Annotated in this window: 21 protein-coding genes and 1 riboswitch; of the genes, 10 read left to right on the forward strand and 11 right to left on the reverse strand. The window is 67.6% G+C overall.

Going from position 1 to position 19,819, the window contains the following annotated elements:
- The first annotated feature begins 9 nt into the window (after positions 1-9).
- Positions 10-855 carry a glycosyltransferase family 2 protein gene (locus KBY66_RS06955; RefSeq protein WP_255088553.1) on the forward strand — a complete coding sequence of 282 codons (846 nt, stop codon included), beginning with the start codon at positions 10-12 and terminating at the stop codon, positions 853-855.
- A gap of 222 nt (positions 856-1,077) precedes the next feature.
- A complete protein-coding gene (locus tag KBY66_RS06960) occupies positions 1,078-2,466 on the forward strand; it encodes a glucosyltransferase domain-containing protein (RefSeq protein WP_255088554.1) in 1,389 nt (462 codons plus the stop codon).
- Here KBY66_RS06960 and KBY66_RS06965 read toward each other — a convergent pair.
- From KBY66_RS06965 to KBY66_RS06995, 7 genes are all read right to left on the reverse strand, one after another.
- On the reverse strand, positions 2,406-2,834 hold the full coding sequence (locus tag KBY66_RS06965; RefSeq protein ID WP_255088555.1) for a GtrA family protein: 429 nt from the start codon (positions 2,832-2,834) through the stop codon (positions 2,406-2,408). The two genes, KBY66_RS06960 and KBY66_RS06965, sit on opposite strands and share 61 nt — an antisense overlap.
- Before the next feature lie 20 nt (positions 2,835-2,854).
- On the reverse strand, positions 2,855-3,826 hold the full coding sequence (locus tag KBY66_RS06970; protein WP_255088556.1) for a glycosyltransferase: 972 nt from the start codon (positions 3,824-3,826) through the stop codon (positions 2,855-2,857).
- A gap of 1 nt (position 3,827) precedes the next feature.
- On the reverse strand, positions 3,828-4,613 hold the full coding sequence (locus KBY66_RS06975) for a class I SAM-dependent methyltransferase (RefSeq protein WP_255088557.1): 786 nt from the start codon (positions 4,611-4,613) through the stop codon (positions 3,828-3,830).
- A complete protein-coding gene (locus KBY66_RS06980) occupies positions 4,613-5,800 on the reverse strand; it encodes a DegT/DnrJ/EryC1/StrS family aminotransferase (RefSeq protein WP_255088558.1) in 1,188 nt (395 codons plus the stop codon). The genes KBY66_RS06975 and KBY66_RS06980 overlap by 1 nt, the downstream gene beginning before the upstream one ends.
- The gene (locus KBY66_RS06985; protein WP_255088559.1) at positions 5,797-6,804 is read right to left on the reverse strand and encodes an NAD-dependent epimerase/dehydratase family protein; all 1,008 of its coding nucleotides are present in this window, start codon (positions 6,802-6,804) and stop codon (positions 5,797-5,799) included. Before KBY66_RS06985 ends, KBY66_RS06980 begins: the two co-directional genes overlap by 4 nt.
- A 73-nt stretch (positions 6,805-6,877) precedes the next feature.
- Positions 6,878-7,945: a glycosyltransferase family 4 protein gene (locus tag KBY66_RS06990; RefSeq protein WP_255088560.1), complete on the reverse strand. Its 1,068-nt coding sequence runs from the start codon at positions 7,943-7,945 to the stop codon at positions 6,878-6,880.
- On the reverse strand, positions 7,942-8,853 hold the full coding sequence (locus tag KBY66_RS06995; RefSeq protein ID WP_255088561.1) for a glycosyltransferase family 2 protein: 912 nt from the start codon (positions 8,851-8,853) through the stop codon (positions 7,942-7,944). The genes KBY66_RS06990 and KBY66_RS06995 overlap by 4 nt, the downstream gene beginning before the upstream one ends.
- A 28-nt stretch (positions 8,854-8,881) precedes the next feature.
- Here KBY66_RS06995 and KBY66_RS07000 point away from each other — a divergent pair, with 28 nt between their 5' ends.
- Both KBY66_RS07000 and kdsB read left to right on the forward strand, forming a co-directional pair.
- A complete protein-coding gene (locus tag KBY66_RS07000) occupies positions 8,882-9,373 on the forward strand; it encodes a diadenosine tetraphosphate hydrolase (RefSeq protein ID WP_255088562.1) in 492 nt (163 codons plus the stop codon).
- Positions 9,374-9,404: 31 nt separating this feature from the next.
- The gene (kdsB, locus tag KBY66_RS07005; protein WP_255088563.1) at positions 9,405-10,217 is read left to right on the forward strand and encodes a 3-deoxy-manno-octulosonate cytidylyltransferase; all 813 of its coding nucleotides are present in this window, start codon (positions 9,405-9,407) and stop codon (positions 10,215-10,217) included.
- On the opposite strand, the gene KBY66_RS07010 is transcribed toward kdsB, so the two are convergent.
- The 3 genes from KBY66_RS07010 to KBY66_RS07020 form a co-directional block, all read right to left on the reverse strand.
- Positions 10,214-11,203, reverse strand: a complete 990-nt coding sequence (locus tag KBY66_RS07010; RefSeq protein ID WP_255088564.1) for a hypothetical protein — start codon at positions 11,201-11,203, stop codon at positions 10,214-10,216. The genes kdsB and KBY66_RS07010 overlap by 4 nt on opposite strands.
- Before the next feature lie 14 nt (positions 11,204-11,217).
- Positions 11,218-11,976: a hypothetical protein gene (locus KBY66_RS07015; protein WP_255088566.1), complete on the reverse strand. Its 759-nt coding sequence runs from the start codon at positions 11,974-11,976 to the stop codon at positions 11,218-11,220.
- A 643-nt stretch (positions 11,977-12,619) separates the two neighbouring features.
- Positions 12,620-13,642 (reverse strand): SIS domain-containing protein, encoded by a 1,023-nt coding sequence (locus tag KBY66_RS07020; RefSeq protein ID WP_255088567.1) that lies wholly within the window; start codon positions 13,640-13,642, stop codon positions 12,620-12,622.
- Between the two features lie 32 nt (positions 13,643-13,674).
- Between KBY66_RS07020 and KBY66_RS07025 the strand changes: the two genes are divergently transcribed.
- Positions 13,675-15,012 carry a CCA tRNA nucleotidyltransferase gene (locus KBY66_RS07025; protein WP_255088568.1) on the forward strand — a complete coding sequence of 446 codons (1,338 nt, stop codon included), beginning with the start codon at positions 13,675-13,677 and terminating at the stop codon, positions 15,010-15,012.
- A gap of 10 nt (positions 15,013-15,022) precedes the next feature.
- On the opposite strand, the gene smpB is transcribed toward KBY66_RS07025, so the two are convergent.
- Complete coding sequence (smpB, locus tag KBY66_RS07030; RefSeq protein ID WP_255088569.1) at positions 15,023-15,520, reverse strand: SsrA-binding protein SmpB; 498 nt, start codon at positions 15,518-15,520, stop codon at positions 15,023-15,025.
- A gap of 60 nt (positions 15,521-15,580) precedes the next feature.
- Between smpB and ruvB the strand changes: the two genes are divergently transcribed.
- The 5 genes from ruvB to KBY66_RS07055 are packed head-to-tail and all read left to right on the forward strand — an operon-like array spanning position 15,581 to position 19,604.
- A complete protein-coding gene (gene ruvB, locus KBY66_RS07035; RefSeq protein ID WP_255088570.1) occupies positions 15,581-16,672 on the forward strand; it encodes a Holliday junction branch migration DNA helicase RuvB in 1,092 nt (363 codons plus the stop codon).
- The gene (locus tag KBY66_RS07040; protein ID WP_255088571.1) at positions 16,672-17,412 is read left to right on the forward strand and encodes a tetratricopeptide repeat protein; all 741 of its coding nucleotides are present in this window, start codon (positions 16,672-16,674) and stop codon (positions 17,410-17,412) included. Before ruvB ends, KBY66_RS07040 begins: the two co-directional genes overlap by 1 nt.
- Positions 17,412-18,692: an amidohydrolase gene (locus tag KBY66_RS07045; protein WP_255088573.1), complete on the forward strand. Its 1,281-nt coding sequence runs from the start codon at positions 17,412-17,414 to the stop codon at positions 18,690-18,692. The genes KBY66_RS07040 and KBY66_RS07045 overlap by 1 nt, the downstream gene beginning before the upstream one ends.
- Positions 18,689-18,925, forward strand: coding sequence for a DUF3188 domain-containing protein (locus KBY66_RS07050; protein ID WP_255088574.1), 237 nt, complete (start codon positions 18,689-18,691; stop codon positions 18,923-18,925). Before KBY66_RS07045 ends, KBY66_RS07050 begins: the two co-directional genes overlap by 4 nt.
- A gap of 40 nt (positions 18,926-18,965) precedes the next feature.
- Positions 18,966-19,604, forward strand: coding sequence for a HEAT repeat domain-containing protein (locus KBY66_RS07055; RefSeq protein ID WP_255088575.1), 639 nt, complete (start codon positions 18,966-18,968; stop codon positions 19,602-19,604).
- A 16-nt stretch (positions 19,605-19,620) separates the two neighbouring features.
- Positions 19,621-19,727: riboswitch (TPP riboswitch) on the forward strand.
- Positions 19,728-19,819 lie beyond the last annotated feature (92 nt).

Here is a 19,819-nt window from a genome sequence, read left to right on the forward strand (position 1 = left end):
GCGGTCCCGATGCAGCCACTCCCCGTCTCCGTCACGGTGGTGATCAACACCCTCAACGAGGAGGCCAACCTCCCCTACGCCCTGCGCTCGGTGCAGGGCTGGGCGGCGGAGATCGTGGTCTGCGACATGCACAGCGACGACGCCACCGTGGCCATCGCCCGCTCCTACGGCGCCCGGGTGTGCCTGCATGAGCGGCTGGGCTTTGCCGACCCCGCCCGGGCCTTCGCCCTTGCCCAGGCCCGTCACGACTGGGTACTGGTGCTTGACGCCGACGAGCTGATCCCGCCGGCCCTGGCGCGGCGGCTGGCGGCGGTTGTGGCCGAGGCGAGCTGCGACATCTGCTGGATTCCGCGGCTGAACTACCTGCTGGGGGCAGTGCTGCCGGGCATGGGCTGGGGTCCGGACGAAGACGCCCAGATGCGGCTGTTCCGGCGGTCGGCGGTGGAAGTGACCGGCCAGATCCACCACTTCTTCCAGGCGCGCCCCGGGGCCCGCCAGCGGTGGCTGCGCTACGTCGATGACGGCGGCATCGTCCACTTCAACTACGTTGACCTCTCCCATTTCCTCGCCAAGCTCAACACCTACACCACGATCGAGGCGGTCGAGGCGCGCCAGCGGGGCCGGCGTTCGTCGCTGCCGTGGGCCCTGCTGGTGTCCATGCGGCGGGAGTGGTGGGGGCGCTGGCTGCGGGGAGGCGGCTTTCGCCTGGGCTGGCGCGGTCTGCAGCTCACCGTGATGATGACGATCTACCGCTTCATGGTGCAGGCCAAGTTGGCTGAGCTGCAGGCGGGGATCAGCGCCGAAGGTGTGCGGCGCTCCTACCGACAGGAGGCCGAACGGTGGCTGGCGGACTGACCCCAGCGATCCTGCAGAGAAAGCCGCAGTGCATTTCGTCACATTGAAATGTATCCGTGAATGCAACCAGGGGAGTGGCTGTTAGCGACATAGCTTACCCAAGCAGTTTACTGTCTTAAGATGCTGATTCGGAGACTGGAAACTCATCTGCGCTGGGCGCCTCTTTTTCTTGTCATTTTTCTGGCAATTCATTGGCAGGAAGTTTCCTCTCCCACCTGGAATGTGGATGACTGGGCACTGCTTGGCCAGCCAATTCATCAAGCCAGCCAGAGCCGGCCAGGCTGGGACATTGTTTATACTCTTCTGTTCCAGAATTCCTTCTCGCCATTCTTTGGCTGGCTGATTGCCGGCCTTTCCATCTATGGGCTGGCAGCCGTCACAACGGTGTTCTCGCCACTGATCACGCCGGCCTGGGTGTGCCTGCTGGCTCTACTGATCGCCGCCCATGCCTACCTGCTCGATCTGTTCAACTTCAGCTTTGCCATTGGGCTCTACCTGCTGCCCGCCACACTCTCGGTGTGGGGCGCGGTGTTGATGGGGTATGCCACCCACCGGCACCGGCTGAGCTGGCTGGCGGGTGTTTTGTTGGTGGCGCTGGCCATGGGGATTTACCAACCGACGGGCTATCTCGGCATCGGAGTGCTTGGCCTGGAGGCCCTGGCCCGGGCCCTGGATCTGCGTCCTTTCCCAGCCAGGGCCTGGCTGAGGGTTGCGGTCGGCGTTCTGACCGGCAGCCTCCTCTATTACCTGATTTCCCTCCTCGCCATGGCAACGGAGGTGGAAAACGAGCGCACCGGCTTCGCCACCCTGACAATCTTCTGGGAAAAGCTCACCAGCATCAAGGTTTACCGGGAGATCTACAACACCAATGTGTCGTTGATGTCCACGGCGCCGCAGTTCATCTTCTCGATGATCTTTCTGATCCTTCTGCTGATTGCCACCGTCTGGATCACGCGCCGGGTGAGCCGCCGCCGCGAACGGATCCGCAGACTGGGTCTGCTTTGGTTCGCCGCAGGATTCCTCACACTCCTGCCCATGTTTCTGTACTTCGTGCTGCGCGTGGGGTTCCCCTCCCGGTCCTTCTGCCTGGGCAACTTCGGGATCGCCAGCTTCAACGTGATGGTGCTGGCGAGTGTCCAGCCCGTTCGCCCCTTCCTGAGCCGTGCCCTGGTGGGGCTGCTGATCGTGGCCTATCTTGTCCCCCAGGCTGCCTTCGCCTCCAAGGTGTGGGATCTTGCCCAGCTCCTGGAGCGCCGGGACATGGCCCTGGCCCAGTCGATCCGCACCGATGTGACGATCGAGGCCCGCCGCACCGGCCTGCCGGCCGAACCCTTCCGGCTGTTCGGCACGACGGAACGCAACGAGCTCTTCCCCCATTGGAGCAGCGTGGGTCAATCCGCCTTCCGCACCGAATGGAGCATCCCGGCGATCTTCAAGCAACTCTTCGGGGTAGAGGTCAGGCACATCGCCTACAGGAGGAGTACCGAGGCGAACGTGCGCCGCGGCCTTCCCGCTTGTGCGGCCTACCCGCAGCCCGGGTCGATCGTGCCCTACCGGCGCGAGCTGCTGGTGTGCCTGGAGGCCAATCCTGCGGTGGCTTCGGGCGGCTGAGGGCGAAAACTGTGGCGGGTCAGCAGGAAGGAGGTGCCCGACCAGATCACCAGGGTGAGCATCGCCACAGCCCAGGCGTTGGTGCCAAACCGCTCCAGTCCCCAGCCCGCCAGCAGGCTCAACAGAAGGCAAAGCAGTTGGATCATCGTGTAGCGCAACAGCAGTGCCGGATGGAATCGAACCCGGAAGCTGATCCGGGCGTGCAGCACCGCGTTGAGCACCAGGCAGATCCCACCGGCGATGGCGATGGCCGTGGTGACCCGGCCGCTGGCCCGCCACACCAGGCCATAGAGGGCGAGATAGAGGGCTTCGCCGAAGCCGCCCACGAGCAGGAACCGCACCAGGCTGCTCTCCAGTGCATCATTCAACTTCCGCTGCAGAGTTACCCTCATGGTTCAGGAGGGAGTCCAGCGGCTGAGGACGCTCCGATCGTTTCCAGGCTGCGCACGAAGGACTGGGGTTTACCGCTCACGGTCAGGAAGATGCGGCCCAGGTATTCCCCCATAACGCCGATCAGCAGGGATTGGAGTCCCCCGAACAACAGGATCGTGGAGATGATCGACAGCCATCCCTCCACCCTGATGCCGTAGACCATGGTCTGGATCACCAGCACCAGGATCGACACCAGGCCAGCGGCGGCGATCACCAGGCCCAGCAGGGAAGCCAGCCGCAGGGGCATGATCGAGAAGCTGGTGAAGATGTTGAGCCACAGCCGGATCAGCCGACGCAGGTTGTAGCCGCTCTCGCCGATCCGGCGAACCTCGTGGCGCACCTGGAGGCTGCCGATCGCCCGGGTGTACTGGGAGAGAAGTCCGTCGATGTAGGGATAGGGGCCCCGATAAAGCGCGGCTTGTTGCGCAACCTCGGCTGACACGCATCGGAAGCTGGAGAGGTAGAACTGCCCCGGCAAATCCAGCAGCCAGTGGGCGGTGCCGTTGGCGAAAGCGCTGCCGAGGTTGCGCCAGCCGGCATGACGCTTGTCCCGGTAGTCGCCGTAGACCACATCGAGACCCCGCTCAATCGCCGAACGCCACAGCCTCATGCCCTCCTCAGGCGGGTTCTGCAGATCGTCGTCAAGATTCAGGATGTAGGCGCCTCGGGCATGGCGGTAGCCGGTGAGCACCGCCTGGTGTTCGCCGAAGTTGCGTCCGTGGCGGATCAGCTGGCCCCGCAAGGAGCTTCCCTGCAGGCGTCGGCGCAGCCTCGCCACCGTGTCATCGGGGCTGCCGTCGTCGACAAAGACCACCTCCCAGCGACAGAGCGGGTCGAGACGTTCCAGGCGCTCGACCAGGGCATCCACGCTGCCCTCACTGCGGTACAGAGGGATCACCAGGCTCAGATCCAGGGCTTCGCTCGCCATCTCAGCGACGTGCCAGCGTTGGTTCTCGCCGTGCCTTCAGGAACAGGGAACTCCCCCAGGGAAGAGGCAGCCAGGGGGCCAGCAGCTCCTCCAGCCGCAGCAGCAGCAGCAAGAGGCGGTTCAGAACGGGTGGGGGCAGGGCCACCTCGGAGGTTGCACGATCTTCCTTCCTCATGCTTTCGCGTGGGGCCAGCCGCCACCGTCTCAGCTGAAGCTTGACCCAAAGCAGGGGTGTGAGCCAGGCGTTCCAGTAGTGGAGACTCTCCGGGCGCAGCCCCGCCCCTTCCACCAGCCGGCGCAGCGGGCGGGGCCGGAAGCGCCGGACCCCCATCACCCGTCCGTCATGCGGGCGGCGCAGGCAAGGCATGGCGGCCACGTTCAGCAGCAAGAGGCCGCCCGGCCTGAGCAGCTGGGCCATCCCCCGCAGGGCGACCGCCGGTTTCACCCCCTGGTGATAAAGCACATCCATCGAGAGCACCACGTCGTAGCGGTGTGGGCAGCGATCGAGGGCGTTCACCGAGAGGGACTCCACCGGCAGGCCCCGTTGATGGCAGTAGGCCAGGGCCACTGGATCGAGCTCGCAGCCGGCGGCGCCAGCGAGGAACGGCTGGTGCTTTAGCTCCTGCAACAGGCCCCCTGTGCCGCAACCGGCATCGAACACCACGAGCGGGCGTCCTAGCCGCCGAGCCTCCTGGCGCAGGAGCCTGAGCACGCGGCGGTGCAGGCTGCGGTACCACCAGTGGCGATGCTCCACGGCGGCCAGGGCATGGACCTCCCGTTCCTGCATCAGGCCGTCTCGGAGAGGAGAGGAATAAGCCGTGCGCAGACGTCCAGGATCCGCTCCTCCTCCAGGTAGGGGTGCAAGGGAAGGCTGAGCACCTCCCTCACCCGCCTCTCAGTTTCAGGCAGGGACTGGGGACCAAAGCGGTCGATCACGTAGGGATGCTGGTGGCAGGCAAGGGGGTAATGCACCCCCAGGGGAAGGCCCTCGCGGGAGGCCTCCTGCAGCAGGCGTTCGCGCTGCGCGCCGGGCAGGCGCACCACGTGCAGGTGATAGCTGTGACGCCAGTCCACTCCATCTCCGGGGAGCGCCACCAAGCCGTCCAGCCGCTGCGCGTACCAGCCGGCCACGCGGCGTCTCTGGCCGATCCTCTCCGGCAGATCAGCCAGCTTGCCGAGCAGAACCCAGGCCTGCAGTTCATCCAGGCGACTGTTGACGCCAGCCTGAACGGCCCGGCGCTCCTCGTCCCAACCGTAGAAGCGGAGACGCCGGGTGGCCTGGCGGTCCTGGGGGTGGTTGGCCACCAGCGCCCCGCCGTCTCCGAAGGCCGCCAGATTCTTGGTGGGATAGAAGCTGAAGGCAGCAAAACGCCCCCAGGTGCCCACCGACCGTCGCTGAACGGTGGTGCCGCAGGCCTGGGCGCAGTCCTCGATCAGGGCGACGCCATGGTGCGCGCAGAGGGCTTCAATCGCCCCCAGATCGCAGGCTTCGCCATAGAGGTGCACAGCGATCACGGCCTTGGGAGGTGCCTCCCCCAGCGCCGCCGCCCCCTCCAGCAGCTCCTGCAGGTGCATTGGTGAAAGCACCGAGCGTTCCAGCTCCAGATCCACGAAAACCGGCCGAGCCTCCAGCCGCAGCACGGCCGCCAGGGTGGCGTAGGCGGTGTGGGACGGCAGCAGGACGGCATCCCCGGGCCCAACCCCGCTGCCCCGCAGGGCCAGCTCAAGCGCCTCGGTGCCGTTGGCCACCCCGATCACCGCCTCCGGTGTCAGAGCAGGATCGAGCCAGCGGGCGAAGGCGGCTTCAAAGGCCCGCACCCCATCCCCAAGGATCAGCTGTCCGGAGGTCTGGAGGCGGATCAAGGCATCCTGCAGCAGGGGGCCGTAACGAATGGCCTCCTGCTGAGGGAAGTTGAACGGATCTGAGACCACAGAGGAGGCGGGTCCGCAGAGGGTGGCTGGCCCCTCGTTCACACGTAGGCTGCCAGATGACGGCGATAGTAGTGGAGAGTGCGCTCGAGGGTGTCATCGAGGCGGCGGCGTGGCTGCCAGCCGGTGGCCACTTGAAAGCGTTCATAACAGGAGTAGTAGTCGCCGATGTCGATCTTCCTGCGCTCGGCAGGATAGGGAACGATCCGCAGGTCACCCCTGCCATTGAGACGGATCAGCCGTTCGGCCAGCTCCCGCAGGGAGACCTTCTCATGGCTTCCCAGGTTGTAGGGGCCGGGCGGCAGGGCAGGATCAGCGGCCGCAAGCAGCAAGGCCTCCACCACATCGTCCACGTCGTTGAAATCGCGGAGCTGATCGCCGCCCCACACCTCGATCGGCTGCTTCTCCAGCAGCCGTCGCACCCAGATGCCCACGAAGGTCTGGCGGGCATCCTTGATGCGCATCCGCGGTCCGATCGTGTTCGTGAGCCGCAGCACGCAGCTGCTCAACCCATACACATCAGCATAAAGACGGTGATAAAGCTCTGCGGAGAGTTTGTTGATGCCGTTCACGTCCACCGGTTCGACCGGATGGTCCTCGTTCACCGGCAGATAGCGGGGTCGTCCGTAGAGCTGACGCGTACTGGCAAAGACGATCCGGACCCCCGGATTCACCCTGCGGCATAGTTCCAGCAGGCTGAGCTGGGCCGTGCCGTTGATCGCCAGATCCGTCTCCGGATCGCGCATCGAGTCCAGGTGGCTCGTCTGGCCGGCCAGATTGAAAACCACCTCCTGGTCCTGCAGGAGGACCTCCAGGGAGTAGCGGTCGCGGATGTCGGAGAGATTGATGCGAAGCGCCTGCTCGTGGCCCTCGAGGTTGAACAGGTTTCCCCCGTACTGGGGGATCAGGCTGTCCACCACCGTGACCCGGGCACCTAGCTCAACGAGGCGGATGGCCAGGGTGGAGCCAATGAAGCCCAGTCCGCCGGTGATGAGAACACTCCGCTCGCTCCAGCGCTGGTCCAGGTCGACGGACTCCTGATCCTGCAAACGAAGCCAGCGACGCGTTCGCTGAACGTAGTCAGGGGTGCAGCTCCTCCGGGTGTTCTGAATCACACCCAGCTCAGGCGAGATCGCGCAGCAACCCCTCCACCTGCCGGGCGGTGTCGACCCAGCTAAAGCACCTGGCCTGGAGAAGGCCCGCCACCGACAACCGGTCCCCGAGCAACGGCTGGTGGATCAGATCGGTCATGGCGGCCGTGATTGCGCCCGGAGAGAGCGGATCCACCAGCAGAGCCGCCTCCCCCACCACCTCCGGCAGGGCGCCTGCAGTGGAGGCGATCACCGGCGCGCCGCAGGCCATGGCTTCCAGGGCGGGCAGCCCGAACCCCTCCCAAAGGCTGGCCAGGATCAGGCCGCGGCAGCGGTTGAGCAACTCCAGGCGCTGTTGGTCGCTCACCCAGGCAATCCAGTCGCAGCGTGCATCAATGCCCAGCTCCTCGGCCAGGCGGCGCAAACGGGGGGTGTACCGCCGATCCTGGGGCCCGACAAGCTTGAGGCGGTGCTCCCGCTCCCCCAGGGCGGCGAAGGCGCGCAGCACCCGCTCCAGATTCTTGTGGGGATCGTGGCGGCCCAGCACCAGAAAGAAGGGCCGGCGCTCCAGGCCCAGGGGCCGCAGCTGGCCGGGGTTGAAGCCCAGCCGGATCGGTATCAGCCTCTGGGCCGGCACCCGCAGGCGCCTATGCACCTCCCGTGCCGTGGCCTCGGAGTTGCAGAGCACCCGCCAGGCTCGGTGCAGCACCAGCGGCACATAGGCCAGGTGGTACGCCAGCAGAGGCGTGGGCCGGGGGTGGCGCAGGGGGAGCAGATCATGGGCCAGCACCACGCTGCGCACCCCCTGGCCCAGGGGTGCCTCCGGCAGGGGGGAGAGCAGAAGCGGGGCTCCGCTGGCCCGCAGGAGCCTTGGCAGCTCCTGCTGGGTCCAGACGAGACGGCGCCAGTGGCCGGAGCGGCCATGCTCCGGTGAAAGGTCGTTGGGGATCGGCAGGCTGCCGGGGCGGTCGCCGGCGAGGGGGTCGAGCAGGGGCACCAGGTAAGGATCCAGGGCCGCCGCCAGATCCCGGGCCACCACACCGATGCCGGTGGGGCGCCGCCCCAGGTAGCTGCCGTTGAACAGGGCGAGAGGAGTCAAGCCCTGCTCCGCTCGAGGCTGGCCTCTGCAGGCCAGGGGCCGCAGGCCGCGCCCAGACCGCGCAGGGCCGCCAGGCTGAGCCGGGGCTGCAGCGGCAGGCGCAGCAGGGCGTTGAGCAGCAACCGCAGGACCCGCAGGACCAGGACCCAGGCGGGCAGGTGGCGGCGCAGGAACCGCACGTAGCTTTCGGTGGAGAGCCGCAGTCTCCGCTCGGTGGGGGTGTCGCTCCCTGCGCCGCGCCGATGGCCCACCACCGGCGCCGGCAGCCAGAGGATCGGTGAGCCGGCCTGGAACAGCCGCAGGCAGAGATCCATGTCTTCGTAGTAGAGCGGGAAAGCAGGATCGAAACGGGCCGGCGGGCTGTGGGCCTCGGGCCTGAGTGCCAGGCTGCAGCCGCTGACCCAGTCGAGGGGCAGGGGAGCCCTGCCAGGTCGTCCGTCTTCCGAGTCACCCACCTCCGTTTCCTCCAGTCGGCGACGGCGAAAGTTCAGGCCGGGATCGATCCAGCCGCCACTGGGCTCCAGCCGGCCACAGGGAGTCAGCACCGCCGTTCCCACCACAGACCGTTCCGGCAGCCCATCCAGGCTGTCGACCAGGCGTTCCAGCTCGTCTCCCCCGGGGAGGGTGGTGTCGGGGTTCAGCAGCCACACCCAGCCCCGCCAGCCGAGCCGGTTCAGATGAAGGAAGCCGCGATTGCAGCCCGCCCCGAAGCCCTCCCCCTCTCCACCCGGCAGCAGCTGGATCTCCAGTCCGTCGCAGGCCGCGACGAGCTCCGCAGCGCGCAGGGGCGCCGACGTGGGACTGTTGTCCACCACCAGCCACAGCGCCGGGCACAGGCTCTGTCGGGCCAGGTCGCCTGCGAGCGCCGCCAGGGCCGGCTGGCTGCGATACGCCACGCTGAGCACCACGGGTGCCGTCCGGGGAGGAACGCTGCTGATGATCGACCCGAAGCTCACCGCAGCTTCGCAGCCCGCCCCGGCCGCCTGCGGCATCTGCCGGCTCCATGAGGATGCCGATGCGATCGCCCGCTGGCAGATCCATCGTCAGGGAGCCTGGATCCTGCGCCATCACCCTCTGCCTGCCCCTCTCGGCGGCTGGCTGCTGCTGGACGCCGTGCGCCACCTCGGCGGTCCGGCGGAGTTCAACCCGGTGGAGGCGGCAGGCTTCGGGCCGATGGTGCAGCGCAGCAGCGCCCTGGTGCGTCAGTTGACCGGCTGCGAACGTGTGTATGCGATCGCCTTCGGGGAAGGGGCACGGCATCTCCATCTGCATCTGATCCCCCGCCATGCCGCCGATCCCGCCACCGAGGCCTGGCAGGTGGCTGATCTCTACCGCCAGGTGGCGGCCGGTGTGCGGCCCGCGGCGGCGGCGGCGGCGGTTCAGGCCCTGGTGGAACGGGCCCGGGAGCTCACCGCCGCCTGGCGATAGGCTCCGCCCCGCAGGAAGTGGCGGGCCGGCGATGGCAGCGGGGGCAGGGGTCGAGGGGCAGGACGGGCCAGGCGGGATCCGGTTCATCGTGGCGGTGCCGGCCAGGCTGGAGTCGTCCCGCCTGCCCGGCAAGGTGATGGCCGACATCCACGGCCAGCCGATGCTGGAGCGGGTGCTGCGTCGCTGCCGGGAGGCAGCCCGTCCTGACGCGGTGGTGCTCTGCACCGACAGCGAGGTTCTGCGGCAGGCTGCCGAGGGCTGGGGTTTTCCCGTGCTGATGACCAGCCCCGAATGCAGCTCCGGCAGCGATCGCCTCGCCTCGGTGGTGACGGCGTTGGTGGGCCTGGCGAGCGGCCCGGAGCTCGCACGCACCGTGATCCTCAACGTTCAGGGCGACCAGCCCTTCATCGACCCCGTCGTGATCGACGCCATGGCCGCCGAGTTCGAGCGGCGTCAACCCACACCCGAGGTGCTGACCCCCGTGTACCGGATCGGGGAGGAGAAGGTGCACAATCCGAACGTGGTGAAGACACTGCTGGCCGCAGATGGCCGTGCGCTCTATTTTTCACGCTCGGCGCTCCCCCATGTCCGTGGCGTGGAGCCCGACCGCTGGCATGCCCACGCCCCCTACTGGGGACACGTGGGCATCTACGGCTACCGAGCCGACGTGCTGGCACGCTGGGGGTCCCTGCCCCCATCGCCGCTTGAGCAGGCCGAGAAGCTGGAGCAGCTTAGGCTGATCGAGGCGGGCATCAGCCTCGGCACCTTCGTGGTGGAAGGGGATTTCCTCTCCGTGGATACCACCGAGCAACTCGAACAGGCCCGTGCCATGGCTGCGGGCTAGTTGTGTTTCGGTCGGCCGGCGTTGACGAGCCTGCCGACGGGGGTCACACGCTCGAGCCCGATCCACTGCCCGAATCCATCCCCCGTATCCAAGAGCTCCACACGAAGCAGTCGCGGGCTCTCGCAGTTCCGATGCAGTCGCCACGGTGCACTCAGATAGACCGTCTGGGTCTGCTCCACCTTCATGCCGATCAGCCGCGCGGTCGTGCTGGTGAGCACCTTCCCGTTGGCGGAGCAGATCAGCGTCGCTCTGGCGCCCTGCTCGCTACCGGGTCCCCCGAGCAGATGCAGCGCAACGGTGAACACGTCCGCAGGCACCTGTCCCTCGACGGTGACGACGCCCTTGTATCGGTCGCCCCCTACTCGCTGCCAGGTCGAGGCAAGGAAAGGTCTTCCCCTGTAGTCGACGGTAGCTGGCAATCCGAACGACTGGGGCGACGGATCGGAGGCTGCCGTGCCCGCGGCGGGGCGCCACGTGATCAGGGCCTCCGTGCGGGGGCTGGCCAGCCTCAAGCGGCTGCGATCACTGACTTTCTCGTAGAGCAAGCCGTCAGCGCCGACGGGCCCGAGAAGGCGATATCCATTCAGGATGATTCCTCCGAAGGAATCATCAAGTTGCTGGATGGTTGGATAGAATCTTGACTGGAGTATGCCGCCCTTGCCAACGGCAACTCGGTCGAGGATATAGGGCGGCCGCTTCTTCTGATTCGTCAACGCCTCGATATAGGCTTCGAATTTTTTGGTATTCAATGTTGCTGATAGCGCGATGTCCACATCGGGGTTGCTTGGGAAGCTGTTCGAGGTTCCAAAGAACTCGTAGCTCCATCCATACAGGTGCAGGCCGTTGCGCATCGGCCCTACCCAGAGCGGACTGGCTGCCGGGCTGTCGCTCCCCATGGCACCCAGGGAGCGGGCCAGCAAGGAAAGCGCCAGAAGAATCAACAGTGGTGTGCTGGCGATACTGAACCAGATCAGCTTTTTTCTCATAGTTATCCAGGCGGTCAGGAGAAAGCCGTGGTCTTATTGGCGGACAGCCTGGAGTTCCTTAGGGCCAGCACCATCACGAATGTTGTCGTCGGTATCAGTAGAAGGTTGTAGTGGGGAAATCCTTTGGCTGGCAGCAGAATGGCCGCGAACGTGCCGGCTATCATCAGGGCAGAGGCTTTCATGTCCGCCAGGGCTTGCTTTTCTCCAGCAGGTGAGTCTGCCTGCCCATAGATCCAGCACAGCCAGGCGATCAGAATCTGGGGCGTATAGGCGAGGATGGTAAGCAGCAGATTCAACAGCAAAGGAATAAAAGAATTGATGGATCCCAGTTTTCCGCCCTCGCCGATTTCCGAGAAGCTGTAGTCGAAGATGAGAGCACCTGCCCTGGAAAGGATTCCCTCGCCCCCAAGCCGAAAGACGATCAGATCAACCAGGATGCAGGCCAGCACGAGGTAGAGGGTTAATCGGCGCTTGTCCGCCCTGAACTGATCGCTCAACCAGATGAACAGCAGGATCTGGATGGCGAGCTGGTACTTGAGGTGGAATCCGATCGTGCCGATCAGCACGGCCGCTGGCAGCCAGAATCTGAGGTGCTCCGCATGGATCAGCAGGGCCCATAGCAGCAGCAGCAGAACGCTTCCGAGCATCTCTCCATTGGGGGAGTAGCTGTCAATGTCCATGCCGAAAATCAGAACCATCAGGCTCAGCACGGCACAGGTTGCGGCTGCTTCCCGGCTGAGATAGGCCCTGCCGCAGAGAAAAGCCAGGGCCACGATCAGGCCGGCCGTGATCGCATACACGGCACTGATCGCTAGGTCATCCTGAGCTGCTGAGGGGACCCCCAGGAGATCCAGGAGGCCCAGGAGGGGCACATAAAGGAATGGGTGAATGAACCCCTGGGTATGCATATCATGCACCGTCAGATTGAAGCCGGGCCTGCCCAGGTAGTGTCGGGCCCATGCTGTGGCCATGTAGCAATCGGGATTGAACCCGCCAGGCGTCACAACCAATGCCTTCAGTCCAGCCAGGGTGGCGAAGGTGCCGTATAGATAGAAGGCCATCCTCCAGTCTTTGGTGGCGATGGCATGGACCGCTGGAAGCGGTGACTCTGCCCCGTGCCGGCTCGGGTATTGACTGGCTGCGCTGATCTGCACGGGTGCCCGGGGATGGATGTAGGTTCAGTTGGATGGCGGGACGGAAATCTCTGGCGCCATTCGCTTAGGCGGGTGTTTGCTCAATCTGGTTCAGGGTACATCGTGCCAAGGCGAACTTGATTTCGAGCACATGAATTGTGAGGTGAGGAAGGAGGCAAGATAGTGTGCCCGTTCATGAAGGCGGAGCCGTAACCTGGGTGTTATGATCTAAAGATTGATTGTCCAGGTGACCTTATTCGCGGAGCGGCGATGTCGGCCCGATTCACGTTGTGTTGGTGAGGCCCGCCTGCACCAGATCGTGCAGCCGCAGCAGGCCCACCATCGTTCCCCCTTCCCCCAGGACCGGCAAAACGCCGATTGGTTTGCGGCGGTTTCGCTCCATCTGCTCCAGGGCTGACACCGCCAGCAGATCCGGCTCCACGGTGATCGGGTCGGCGGTCATCAGCTCGGCGGCCCGCAGCTCGGCCCAGGCCGTGGCCGGATGCAGCTCCAGGGCCCGTCGCAGGTCGCCGTCGGTGATCAGGCCGGCCAGCTGTTCGCCGGGCCCGCTCTTGCGCACCCAGCAGGCTCCGGCGCCATCCCTGGTCAGCAGGGCAATCACGGCCTGGAGGCTGGCCGATTCGGCCACCGGATGGAGCCGCTCCGCTGGCACCATCAGATCGGCCACCGTGAGGGTGAGCTGCTTGCCAAGGGATCCGGCCGGATGGTTGAGGGCGAAGTCCTCCGGGGAAATCCCCCGCCGCTCCATCCAGGTGGCCGCCAGGGCATCACCGATCGCCATCGCCACCGCCGTGCTGGCGGTGGGTGCCAGGTTCAAAGGGCAGATCTCCCGGTCGACGGATCCGTCGAGGACCACATCGGAGGCCCGGGCCAGGCTGGAGTCGACCCGGCCGACCAGGGCGATCCGGGCGGTGCCGCGCCGGCGCAGGTGGGGCAGGATGCCGATCAACTCCTCGGTTTCGCCGCTGTTGGAGATCAGCAGGCTCACATCATCGGGGCTCACCACCCCCAGATCACCGTGCAAGGCATCGAGGGGGTTGAGGTAGATGGCCATCAGGCCGATCGAGGAGAAGGTGGCGGCGATCTTGCGCGCCACGATGCCGCTCTTGCCCACCCCGGTGATCACCAGCTTGGCGCGCTTGTCGGCGCAGCCATCCAGCAAGCTCAGGGTCGCCTCCACCTGGGCGGCATCGAGGCGATGGGCGCTGGCCTCGATGGCGGCTGCCTCCTCCATCAGGCAGCGGGTGAGCGCGGACACGAAACCACTCCGGGAGGATGGGGTCATTCTCAACCTGCGGGCTCCAGGGGCCCCAGTCGATGCCCGCCGCCCTTGAGCCCCCCGGAATTCCGTCGGACCTGATCGAGCGACTGCTTCAGGCGGCCGGCGATGCGCCGATCGCCCTGGTCGGCGGCGCGGTGCGGGATCTCCTGCTTCACCGGCTTCACCGGGACCCCTGGCGGGGGTTGCCTGACCTGGATCTGGTGGTCGCGACACCGCTTGGAGCCTCCCCAGGCCTGCTTGATCCAGCCGCTGAGCCTGGCCCTGCCGCGGCGCTACGCCTCGCCCGCCGTCTGCGGGCGAGCTTCGGCTCGGGGGTGGTCAGGGCCTACCGGGAGCATGTCGCCTACGGAACGGCGGAACTGGAGCTCCTGCTTCCGCAGGGATCCGTTCTGCTCGATCTTGCCAGCGCCCGCCGGGAGACCTACCCCAACCCTGGTGAGAATCCTGAGGTCCACTTCGGGGGCCTGGGCGATGACCTGGCCCGGCGCGATTTCACGATCAACGCCATGGCCCTGCGGCTCGGGCCTGGCCAGGGCCTTGGCAGGGCGGCAGCCCACGACTGGTGTGCCGAACTGGTCGATCCCCACGGCGGCCAGGCCGACCTGGAGCACAGGCAGCTGCGCTTCCTGCATGGCGCCAGCCTGAGGGACGACCCCACCCGCATCCTTCGGGGGGCCCGCTATGCGGCGCGGCTGGGGATGAACCTGGCGCCCCAAAGCCAGGCGCAACTGCACACCACCCTGCAGGCCTGGCCGTGGGGCTGGCGGTTCGGAGACCCACCCGAACGGGCCCCATCGGCGCTCGGCACCCGGCTGCGGATGGAACTGGAGCTGCTCTTTGACCGGGAAGCCTGGCCCTTGGCCCTTTCTGCCCTGCAGGACTGGGGAGCCCTTCTCCTGCTGGATCCCGCCCTCCAGCTTGAGAAGCAATGGGGGAGGCGCCTGGCCTGGGCTTCACGCTTCGAGCTGCCGCTGCTCCTGGCCTACGTGGCTGGAGCCGCTGACCCCCTGGCCTTGGCGGAACGGCTGCAACTGGCCCAGAAGCATCGGCAGGTGCTGGCCAGCTTCCTCACCCTGCGCCAGCAGCTGTTGAACCTGGCCAGGGCCGACTCTGGGGTTCCCGCCCCCCAGTCGCCCGCCGCATGGTCCGCCTTTCTGGAGTGCCCGGGCCTACGGCCGGACGCCGTCGCCCTGGCGGTGGCCTGCGGGCTGGGGCCAAGGCGGCCGCTGCTGCGTTGGTTGTTGCGGTGGCGCCATCTGCGGGCTGAGACAACAGCGGCGGACCTGATCGCCCAAGGGTTCGCTCAGGGTCCTGCCCTGGGGCTGCATCTGCGGGAACTCAGGAACCAGCGGCTCGATCAGGAGCGCCGCTGAACGGCCGCCCTCAAAGCCTGGCCATCGCCGAGCGCACTTCCCGGTCGGCGTCCTTGCGGCGCTCGTCCTGGCGCTTGTCGTGGAGCTTGCGGCCCTTGGCCAGCCCCAGGGTGAGCTTGATCCACGATCCCTTCAGGTGGAGGTTGAGGGGGATCAGGGTGAGGCCCTTCTGGTCGAGGGCGACGCGCAGCTTGTCGATCTCGCGGCGGTGGGCCAGGAGCTTGCGGACCCGCAGGGGCTCGTGGTTGAAGTAGGCGCTGGCATGGCTGTGGGGGGAGATGTGCACGTTGTGCAACTGAAGCTCACCGCTGCGGATCAGACAGAAGCCGTCGCGCAGGTTGGCCTTGCCGGCCCGAATCGATTTCACCTCCGTGCCCACCAGCTCCAGACCGGTTTCCAGGGTTTCGAGAATCTCGTACTGGTGGCGGGCGAAGCGGTTGTCGGCCAGCAGGCGGTTGGCGGCATCCCGGGCCGCCTTGGCGGCTTTCTTGCCTCCCCCCTTGGCCATCTCCCTCACCAGCTGCGGTATCGACCCTAAACAGGCTTCCGCCTGCCTACCCTCGGGCCCATGGCGATCGTTTCCTCAGGAGCCGGGCGCGGTGGGGCCAAGCCAGTCCCGGCGCGCCCTGCCGCCAGGCCGACCGCGCGGCTGCTCGATCCCCATGGCCAGCCGTTGGAGGAAGGGGCGGAGGAAGCGGCGCTGCCCACCCGGGAAGACAGTCTGCGGCCCCGCCGGCTGGCTGATTACATCGGCCAGCGGGAGCTCAAGGAGGTGCTCGGCATCGCCGTGGAGGCCACCCGCAACCGGGGCGAGGCCCTCGACCATGTGTTGCTCTACGGCCCCCCCGGGCTCGGCAAGACCACCATGGCCCTGGTGATCGCCGAGGAGCTTGGAGTGCGCTGCCGGATCACCAGTGCGCCCGCCCTGGAGCGCCCCCGCGACATCGTCGGCCTGCTGATCAACCTGCAGCCCCACGACCTGCTGTTCATCGACGAGATCCACCGACTCAACCGGGTGGCCGAGGAGCTGCTCTATCCGGCGATGGAGGATTTCCGCCTCGATCTCACCGTGGGCCGGGGCAGCACGGCCCGCACCCGCTCCGTGCCGGTGGCGCCCTTCACCCTGGTGGGGGCCACCACCCGGGCTGGCTCGCTGAGCTCGCCGCTGCGCGACCGCTTCGGCCTGATCCAGCGGCTGGAGTTCTACGACCTCGCCGACCTCCAGGCCATCGTGGAGCGGGCCGCCGGCCTGCTCAACCTGGAACTCGACGAGGACGCCGCCGCGGAGGTGGCCCGCCGTTGCCGGGGCACGCCGCGGATCGCCAACCGCCTGCTGCGCCGGGTGCGGGATGTGGCCAGTGTGCGGGGCCAGCCGCGCATCGGGTCGGAGCTGGTGGCAGAGGCGTTGAGCCTGCATCGCGTCGATGATCGCGGCCTCGATGCCAGCGACAGGCGCTTGCTGGAGCTGTTGCTGGCCGGCTATGGCGGCGGACCAGCGGGGCTCGACACCCTCGCGGCCGGCCTCGGCGAGGACCCGATCACCCTGGAAACGGTGGTGGAGCCCTACCTGCTGCAGCTCGGCTTCCTGCTGCGCACCCCGCGGGGCCGGGTTGCCACGGCCGCGGCACGGCAGCATCTCAGCTGGCCGGAGGCGGCCTGATGGCCTGGCTGCTGGCCCTGCTGCTCGCCACCCAGCTCACCCTGCCCCAGCTGTTCGACCAGGCGCTGGTGGCCAGCCGCGAGGGGCGATTCGGGGAGGCCCTGCCCCTGTGGGACCGGGTGCTGGAGGTGGCCCCCAACGACGCCTCGGCCTGGAGCAACCGCGGCAACGTGCAACTGGCGCTTGGCCACCCGGAAGCCGCCATCGCCGACCAGGACAAAGCGATCGCCCTGGAGCCAGGCAGCGCCGATCCCCATCTGAATCGGGGCACGGCGGAGGAGGCCCTGGCCCAGTGGGACCGGGCAGCCGCCGACTACCACTGGATCCTGGAGCGGGATCCCACCGAGGCCTCGGCCCTCTACAACCTGGGCAATGTCGAGGGGTCCCGGGGCGACTGGGCAGCAGCTCGCCGGTGTTTCGAGGCGGCGGCAACAGCCCGGCCGGGCTTCGCGATGGCCCGCTCCAGCCTTGCCCTGAGCCGCTTCGAGTTAGGTGATCTGGCCGGCGCCGAGAGCGAGTTTCGCAACCTGATCCGTCGGTATCCGTTGTTCGCCGATCCCCGCGCCGGGCTCACGGCCCTGCTCTGGCAACGGGGGGCCCTCGGCGAGGCCGAAAGCAACTGGGCGGCGGCTTCGGGTCTGGATCCCCGCTACCGGCAGCCAGAATGGTTAGCGCGGATTCGGCGCTGGCCCCCTGGGCCGGTCCACGCTCTCGAAGCTTTTCTGGATCTGGCCAGTTGATGAGTCCTGCCCCCGCTCCCGTTCCTGTTCCCAACCCCACTCCCGCCGCCCCCGGAACCACCACCTTCGGCGGGCCAGGCAGACACGGCTGCCCTGCGGAACTGTGGCAGCGCCTGGGCTTGGAGCGGGCCCTGGAACAGGCGCTGCCCGAGCTGATCGGACTGCGGCGGCACATCCATGCCCACCCGGAGCTGAGCGGCGCCGAACACCAGACGGCGGCGCTGGCGGCGGGGGAGCTGCGCCTGCTGGGATGGGAGGTGCGCGAAGGGGTGGGGCGCACGGGGGTGGTGGCCGAACTCGGTCCTGAGCAGGCACCCCTGCTGGCCCTGCGGGTCGACATGGATGCCCTGCCGGTGGAGGAGCGCACCGGCCTGACCTACGCCTCCTGCCACCAGGGGCTGATGCATGCCTGCGGGCATGATCTCCACACGGCGATCGGCCTGGGGGTGGCCCGGCTGCTGGCGCCCCTGGCGGATCAGCTCACGGCGCGGCTGCGGTTGCTGTTCCAACCAGCCGAGGAGATCGCCCAGGGGGCCGCCTGGATGCTGGCCGATGGGGCGATGGAGGGGGTGCGGGCCCTGTTCGGCGTGCATGTGTTCCCGTCCCTGGCGGTGGGCAGCATCGGCGTGCGCAGCGGCAGCCTCACCGCCGCCGCCGGCGAGCTGGAGGTGGAGGTGCTGGGGGAAGGGGGGCATGGGGCACGGCCGCACCAATCCACCGATGCGATCTGGATCGCGGCACGGGTGGTGAGTGGGCTGCAGGAGGCGATCAGCCGGCGGCTGGATGCGCTGCAGCCGGTGGTGGTGAGTTTCGGGAAGATCGAGGGCGGCAAGGCGTTCAACGTGATCGCCGACCATGTGCGCCTGCTCGGCACCGTGCGCTGCCTCGACACCGCCGTGCACGCCGAGCTGCCGGGCTGGATCGAGGACACCGTGCTGGCGATCTGCCGCGGCTACGGTGGTGAGGGCCGGGTGCGCTATCGCTGCATCGCGCCGCCGGTGCACAACGACCCCGTGCTAACCGCCCTTGTGGAGGAGGCCGCCATCGCCCTGCTCGGCTCCCGGCAGGTGCTGCGGCTGGAGCAGCCTTCCCTGGGGGCGGAAGACTTCGCCGAACTGCTCAGCGTCGCCCCCGGCACGATGTTTCGACTGGGGGTGGCTGGCCCGAGCGGCTGCGCGCCCTTGCACAACGGCCTGTTCAGCCCGGATGAGCAAGCCCTTGCGGTGGGCGTGAAGGTGCTGACCCTCAGCCTTCTGCTCTGGATGGAGCGCCAGGTTTGAAACCGTCCCGGCCGGATGCCCGTCCCCTGCTGGCCCTGGCGGCGCCCCTGCTGATCCTGCTGGCCAGCATCAGCCTGCTGGTGCGCCATGGAAGCCAGCGGCTGCAGGCGGTCCCGGCCCTGCTGATCGGCTGCGGGCTGGTGGTGAGCAGCCGGGTGCGTCGCATCCGGCGGCGGCGGGCCCTCGCCGAAGCCCTGCGGTCGCCACCGATGGCGCCGCCGCCGGCCGGTTGAAGCTACGGTGAAGAGGGACCGGCTGTGGGAGGGTGAAGCCATGAGCCAGTCCCCGCCTGAGCCCACCCCACCACCCGATCTGGAGGCGCTTCGCCAGGCGATCGGCTCCGGCGATCCCATGCGCGCCATGCCGGCCCTGGCCGGCCTGCGGCAGCTGGAGGCCGGCCAGGCCGTTCCGCTGCTGCTGCTGGGCCTGGAACAGGAGCCATTCATCGTGCGCTCACTCAGCTGCGCCGGGCTCGGCCTCCAGCGCAACGAGGCTGGGTGGCAGGTGTTGCTCGCCGCCCTTGCCGAAGACGCGGATGCCAATGTGCGGGCAGAAGCCGCCAATGCCCTGGCCCGTTACGGCGTCGAGCGGGCCTGGCCACACCTGCGCGACAGCTTCGCCCGCGATGACCAGTGGTTGGTGCGTTGCAGCATTCTCTCCGCCCTGGCCGAGCAGCCGGACATTGCGCCGGAATCCTTGCTGGAACTGGCTGAGATGGCGATCACCGACGCCGACGGCACGGTGCGGGTGGGGGGCGCCGAGATCCTGGGCCGGCTGGCGCAAGAAGCGGCGCAGGCCGACCCGGCCGCCTTTCCTGCCTGGGGGGAGGCGGCCCGCCAACGGCTGCGTCAGCTGCAGCAGGATTCCGACCACCGGGTCGTGGCCGCCGCACTCAACGGCCTGCAGAGCTAAAAGCTTGCTAGGTTTCGCCTGTCACTAGGGGTGCCCCACCGCCTTCAGCGGTTGCGGGCTGAGATCACACCCTCCGAACCTGATCCGGGTCATGCCGGCGCAGGGAAGTGCCCCGACTTCAACCGTGGTCCGTCAAGGCCCGGTCGGCATCGGCTCCGGAGAGGTTCTGGTCCGCCGCCCGCCCCAGGCGTCCCCTGCCTCTGCAGAACCCGATC

This window comes from Synechococcus sp. Tobar12-5m-g, assembly GCF_024345415.1.
GTDB lineage: Bacteria > Cyanobacteriota > Cyanobacteriia > PCC-6307 > Cyanobiaceae > Regnicoccus.